Annotated in this window: 7 protein-coding genes; all 7 read left to right on the plus strand. The window is 44.7% G+C overall.

The annotated features are described in order from the left end of the window. Positions 1-45: 45 nt before the first annotated feature. The 7 genes from ureB to ureG all read left to right on the plus strand — a co-directional run bounded on the left by ureB (position 46) and on the right by ureG (position 5920). Positions 46-351: an urease subunit beta gene (ureB, locus tag AM305_RS09820; protein ID WP_005825580.1), complete on the plus strand. Its 306-nt coding sequence runs from the start codon at positions 46-48 to the stop codon at positions 349-351. An 11-nt stretch (positions 352-362) separates the two neighbouring features. Then, positions 363-2081 carry an urease subunit alpha gene (gene ureC, locus AM305_RS09825; RefSeq protein WP_005825582.1) on the plus strand — a complete coding sequence of 573 codons (1719 nt, stop codon included), beginning with the start codon at positions 363-365 and terminating at the stop codon, positions 2079-2081. A 192-nt stretch (positions 2082-2273) separates the two neighbouring features. Further along, positions 2274-2891 (plus strand): glutathione S-transferase, encoded by a 618-nt coding sequence (locus tag AM305_RS09830; protein ID WP_005825584.1) that lies wholly within the window; start codon positions 2274-2276, stop codon positions 2889-2891. Positions 2892-2904: 13 nt separating this feature from the next. After that, positions 2905-3945 (plus strand): hypothetical protein, encoded by a 1041-nt coding sequence (locus AM305_RS09835; protein WP_005825586.1) that lies wholly within the window; start codon positions 2905-2907, stop codon positions 3943-3945. Between the two features lie 25 nt (positions 3946-3970). Next, entirely contained in the window at positions 3971-4528 is a 558-nt protein-coding gene (ureE, locus tag AM305_RS09840) for an urease accessory protein UreE (protein WP_005825588.1), read from the plus strand. Then, positions 4513-5208: an urease accessory protein UreF gene (locus AM305_RS09845; RefSeq protein ID WP_005825590.1), complete on the plus strand. Its 696-nt coding sequence runs from the start codon at positions 4513-4515 to the stop codon at positions 5206-5208. Before ureE ends, AM305_RS09845 begins: the two co-directional genes overlap by 16 nt. Before the next feature lie 76 nt (positions 5209-5284). Next, entirely contained in the window at positions 5285-5920 is a 636-nt protein-coding gene (gene ureG / locus AM305_RS09850) for an urease accessory protein UreG (protein WP_005825593.1), read from the plus strand. Positions 5921-5948 lie beyond the last annotated feature (28 nt).

The raw sequence follows: 5948 nt of genomic DNA on the forward strand, positions 1-5948 counted from the left end.
CAGGGCGAAAAATATTTCGCCCCTACAAGACAAAAGGATAAAAAAATGATCCCAGGCGAATACAAATTAGCAGACGGTGATGTTCAAGCCAATGTTGGACGTAAGACCGTAAAATTAGATGTGGTAAATAAAGGCGACCGACCAATTCAAGTTGGCTCTCACTATCACTTTTTTGAAACCAATAACGCACTCGAATTTGACCGCACTTTAGCGCGCGGTATGCGTTTAAATGTGCCTTCGGGCAATGCCATTCGTTTTGAGCCGGGCGAGGCTAAAACGGTAGAATTGGTAGAATTTGGCGGAAACAAAATCATTTACGGTTTCCATAACGCAATTGATGGCAAACTGTAAGGAGAAAGAAAATGGCATTAACAATTCCACGCAGTCAATATGTGGCGACTTATGGACCAACCGTTGGCGATAAAGTCCGTTTAGGCGATACCGATTTATGGGCGACCATTGAGCAGGATTTATTAACCAAAGGCGATGAGTGTAAATTCGGTGGCGGTAAATCGGTGCGTGATGGTATGGCGCAATCAGGCACGGCAACCCGTGATAATCCAAACGTGTTAGATTTTGCTTTAACCAACGTGATGATTATTGACGCTAAACTCGGCATTATTAAAGCGGATATTGGTATTCGTGATGGTCGTATTGTCGGCATTGGTCAAGCGGGTAACCCTGACACAATGGACAATGTCACCCCGAATATGATTATCGGCGCAAGCACGGAGGTGCATAACGGTGCACATTTAATTGCAACCGCCGGCGGTATTGATACGCATATCCACTGGATTTGCCCACAACAAGCACAGCACGCCATTGAAAACGGTATTACCACGATGATTGGCGGTGGTACAGGTCCGGCAGACGGTACGCACGCGACCACTTGTACCCCTGGCGCTTGGAACATTCAACGTATGTTCCAAGCCTGTGAAGCCTTACCGGTAAACGTGGGCTTTTTTGGCAAAGGCAACTGTTCAACACTCGAACCATTGAAAGAGCAAATTCGTGCAGGTGCGTTAGGCTTAAAAATCCACGAAGACTGGGGGGCAACGCCGGCTGTGATTGATGCAGCATTAAAAGTAGCCGATGAAATGGATGTGCAAGTGGCAATCCACACTGACACTTTAAATGAGAGCGGTTTCTTAGAAGATACCATGAAAGCGATTGACGGACGTGTTATCCATACCTTCCATACCGAAGGTGCAGGTGGTGGACACGCACCGGATATTATCAAGGCAGCGATGTACCCGAACGTATTGCCGGCTTCGACCAACCCAACTCGTCCGTTTACAATCAATACCATTGATGAGCATTTAGATATGTTGATGGTTTGCCACCATTTAGATAAACGTGTGCCGGAAGATGTTGCCTTTGCCGACAGCCGTATCCGCCCTGAAACCATTGCGGCAGAAGATATTTTGCACGACATCGGCGTGTTCTCGATTATGAGTTCCGACTCGCAAGCGATGGGACGTGTAGGCGAAGTGGTAACACGTACGTGGCAAACGGCGGATAAAATGAAAGCACAACGTGGCGAACTTGGCACAGAAGGCAACGATAACTTCCGCATTAAACGCTACATTGCCAAATACACCATCAACCCAGCGATTGCACACGGTATTAGCGAACACGTGGGTTCATTAGAAGTGGGCAAAATTGCGGATATCGTTCTGTGGAAACCGATGTTCTTTGGTGTAAAACCGGAATTCGTGATGAAAAAAGGCTTTATCAGCTATGCGAAAATGGGCGATCCAAATGCGTCTATCCCAACACCACAACCGGTATTCTACCGCCCGATGTTTGGCGCGCACGCAAAAGCCAACCGCGAAAGTGCGGTGTTCTTCGTTTCACAAGCAAGTGTTGAAGCCAATATCAAAGAAACCTTTGGTATTGAAAAAGAAACCATTGCCGTGCAAGGTTGCCGTAACATCGGTAAAAAAGACCTTGTTCACAACAACGCAACACCTGAAATTACCGTTGATCCGGAACGCTATGAAGTCCGTGTTGATGGCGAACTGATTACCTGCGAACCTGCGAAAAAAGTACCACTTGCGCAGCGGTATTTTATGTTCTAACACACTCTTCCCCTCGCCCGCTTGCGGGAGAGGGAGGAGAAAATTCGTAGAATTTTCGGAGGGAGAGGGGTTGCAAAACTTTTGGAAAAAATGACCGCTTGTTTGCCCTCTCTCTGCTTAAAATTGCCTTACACAATTTTAAGCTGTCTCTCTCCCGCAAGCGGGCGAGAGGAAGATAAGGAGATTTAAACAATGAAACTTTGGTACTCCACCACTAGCCCATACGCTCGTAAAGCGTTGGTAACTTTAAAACATCAACAACTTGAAGATAAAACAGAACTGTTGCGGATTACTTCATCATTCGACCAAAATTCGCCACACAATCAAGACAATCCGCTTGGACGAGTGCCGGCATTGCAGCGAAATTGTGGAAATTGGCTTTTCGGGAGTTTGTTAATTTGCGAATATCTCAATCAAAAAGGTAAGCAACCAAAGCTATTGCCTGAAAGTGGTAAACCTCGCTGGGCAGTGTTGGCATTGCATAATTTGGTGGATGGGATTATGGAAAATACGATGCCAATGGTGGCTGAACGTATGCTCCGCCCTGAAAATGAATGGTGGACAAGTCGTCATCAACAGCTGATGGATCGCAATGTCCGCAGTTTCGCTCAACTAGAAGAAGCGTTAAAACCGTTCGGTACAGAACTCAACATCGGCACGCTAACCGCCGTTTGTTTAATTGATTGGTGGCAGTTTAGAGCAGACAAAATTGGTTACGATCTTGCAAAACATCACCCGAATTTGGCCGCTTGGGCGGAAGAAATGAACGGGAAGTACGAAGTTCTTGCAACAACGAAGCCGAGCATTTAATTTTGAGGAAAAAATGAAGAAAATTCTAGGAACAGCTTTATTTTTCATTTCATCTATCGTCCAATCGGCTCAAATGCCAGTGCAGGCAACGAGAGAAGGGGTTGTTGAAATGGGTATATATGGTGAAATAGATTGGCGAGATGGGCAGAAATTTGTAAATATCGCAGAATCTTGGAGGCAATCAGGGAACCCAGTACAACGAATCTATCTTCATAGTGGTGGGGGAAGTGTTGTTGCAGGATATCAGATTGCAGATTATTTAATAAAATATAGAATTCAGACTGTTGTATTAAGGGATTCTTTATGTGCTAGTTCTTGTTTTAATATTTTTATTGCTGGGCAGCCTAGAGTCTCGGAGTCTAATAGCAAGATAGGCGTACATCGAATTTCACATAAGCAAGAAGATAATCATTTTGCGAGATCTCTTTCGATTGATATGAGTGCATATTATAAGTCAATGAATGTCCCAAATAACATTCGATTAGCGATGCTTGAAACCCCACCAGAATCTATGCATTGGCTAACAGTAAGAGAATTAAGAGAAATCTCAGATTATCAACTTAATTACACTGATGTTATGAAAGTTTTTAGGAATGGGGGACTGAAAGAATCAAAAAGTTCTATTACAAGCACTTCAAAAGCAAAAGCAAGAGCCTTAAATGCCGAAGCTAAACCTCTTATTTGGAATGGAAATCTGCAATTAGCAATTTCAAAATTAGAGCAAGCGAAAAGTTATAATCCTTCTGATGCCGAAGTGTTAGGGAATTTAGGTTTTGCATATCAAAAAATCGGAGATTTCAGAAATGCACAAATTAATTTTACAGCATCTTTAAAACTTTCACCTAAACGTGGAGCAACTTGGGGAAATTTAGCTGATCTTTTAGCTGACACGAATCAAATTGATTGGGCAACAGATGCTTTTGTCAAGTACTACTCTTATTCTAAAAATAAGCAAGCAGCACTAAATCTTTTCTATACTTGGATGCAACAATATCCAAATACTGGTCGAGATATTGCAGTCAGACAAGCAATGGCTAGACTAGGGCTATATTAGTTAAATTAGGAATATAAAATTTATTATGCAAATCCTCAACCCAATCCTTCCCATTATGGAAGAAATTATCGGTAATCTGACCGCACTTCGTGCAGAAGGCAAAATCACGGATCAAACGGTGGATTACGTTCAATTACAATGGTATGAAAGCGAACGCAACATTTTGCGTAAAACCTCTCAATCGGGGCGTGAAGTGGCGTTTCGGCTACTGAAAGAAGGGCAACGTTTGAAACACGATGATGTCGTTTTTATCAGCGATAATCTTGTGATTGCCATTGAAATTGTCCCGAGCGAAGTGATTGTGCTTTCGCCAAAAACATTACCGGAAATGGCACGTGCGTGTTATGAAATCGGTAACAAACATTCGCCGCTGTTTTTAGATGGCGATGAGGTTACTTTACCTTACGACAAGCCGATGTTTGAATGGCTACAAGCGGCCGGATTTCAACCGCAAAAAGCAGAACGCCGTTTAAGCCAAGCGTTGCGGGCAAATTCCGCACAAGGGCACGGTCATTCGCATTCACATAGCCACGACCATCACGGCTATCATCATCACGGAGATGGAAATTGGCACAAGCACTAACACAACTCGGCGCATTGTTGCACTTGGTCGATCCTACCTTGCCTATCGGCGGTTTTAACCATTCCAACGGTTTAGAAACTTTCGTGCAACAGCGCAAAGTGGACAGCAAAGTCAGCCTTGAGGAATATGTGCAAACGCAGTTGTTGCAAAACTGGGTTTACAATGACGGGGCGTATTTGTCGCTCGCTTTTGAGGCGATGGCAACGTGCGATTTGGCTCGCTTGATTGCCTTAGATCAAGAGTTAGCCGCCACCAAAATCGCCCGTGAAAGCCGTGAAGGCAGCTATAAACTCGGTGTTCGTCTGTTGAAAATTTTTATCCGCTACGAACAACATCCTTTATTAGCCGCGTTTCAACAAGCGATTGTCGAAAAACGCTGTCAGGGCTATTTCCCTATCGTGTTTGCGATGGTGGCGCAGGCAATGAAATTAGATAAGGCGGAAACGCTCTATGCGTTCTACTACAATGCAGCAGTGGGTGCAGTCACAAACGGGGTTAAATTGATCCCATTAAGCCAAATGGACGGGCAGGATATTCTGTTCGACCTACGCCAACCGATAGCCGAAGCGGTCGAACAGAGTTTAAATCCAGACCTTGAATGGCTAGGAGCCGCAACGCTGGCAAATGATATCCGAGCGATGCAGCACGAGCAGCTTTATACAAGATTATATATGAGCTAATTTTACGGAGCCGCAGCGCGGCTCAATTATGCGTAGCCTAGGGCGTAAGCCCTAGGATCAAACAAGGAACAACAAAATGCGTAAATACATCAAAATCGGGGTTGCAGGCCCTGTTGGAGCGGGCAAAACCGCGTTAATCGAGAAATTAACCCGTGAAATAGCAAGCAAATATAGCGTTGCTGTTATCACAAACGATATTTACACCCAAGAAGATGCGGAGTTTTTAACCAAAAACAGCTTGCTTCCTCCTGAGCGCATTATGGGCGTGGAAACGGGCGGTTGTCCGCATACGGCGATCCGTGAAGATGCGTCGATGAACCTTGAAGCAGTGGATGAAATGGTCGCACGTTTCCCTGATGTAGAAATCGTGTTTATTGAGTCGGGTGGCGATAACTTATCGGCAACCTTTAGTCCAGACTTGGCGGACGTAACTATCTTTGTAATTGACGTGGCGCAAGGCGAGAAAATTCCACGTAAAGGCGGACCGGGTATCACCCGTTCTGATTTACTTGTGATCAATAAAACTGACTTAGCACCGTTTGTTGGCGCAGATTTAAGCGTAATGGAACGTGATGCACGCCGTATGCGTAACGGTCAGCCGTTTATCTTCACTAATCTGATGAAAAAAGAAAATCTCGATGGCGTGATTGGTTGGATCGAAAAATATGCGTTGTTGAAAAACGTGGAAGAGCCAAGTTCTCTTGTTCGTTAATTCGTAGGGGCGGGGTTTATCCCCGCCC

The organism is Actinobacillus minor NM305 (assembly GCF_000175195.1).
In the GTDB taxonomy this organism is placed as follows: Bacteria; Pseudomonadota; Gammaproteobacteria; order Enterobacterales; family Pasteurellaceae; genus Haemophilus_A; species Haemophilus_A minor.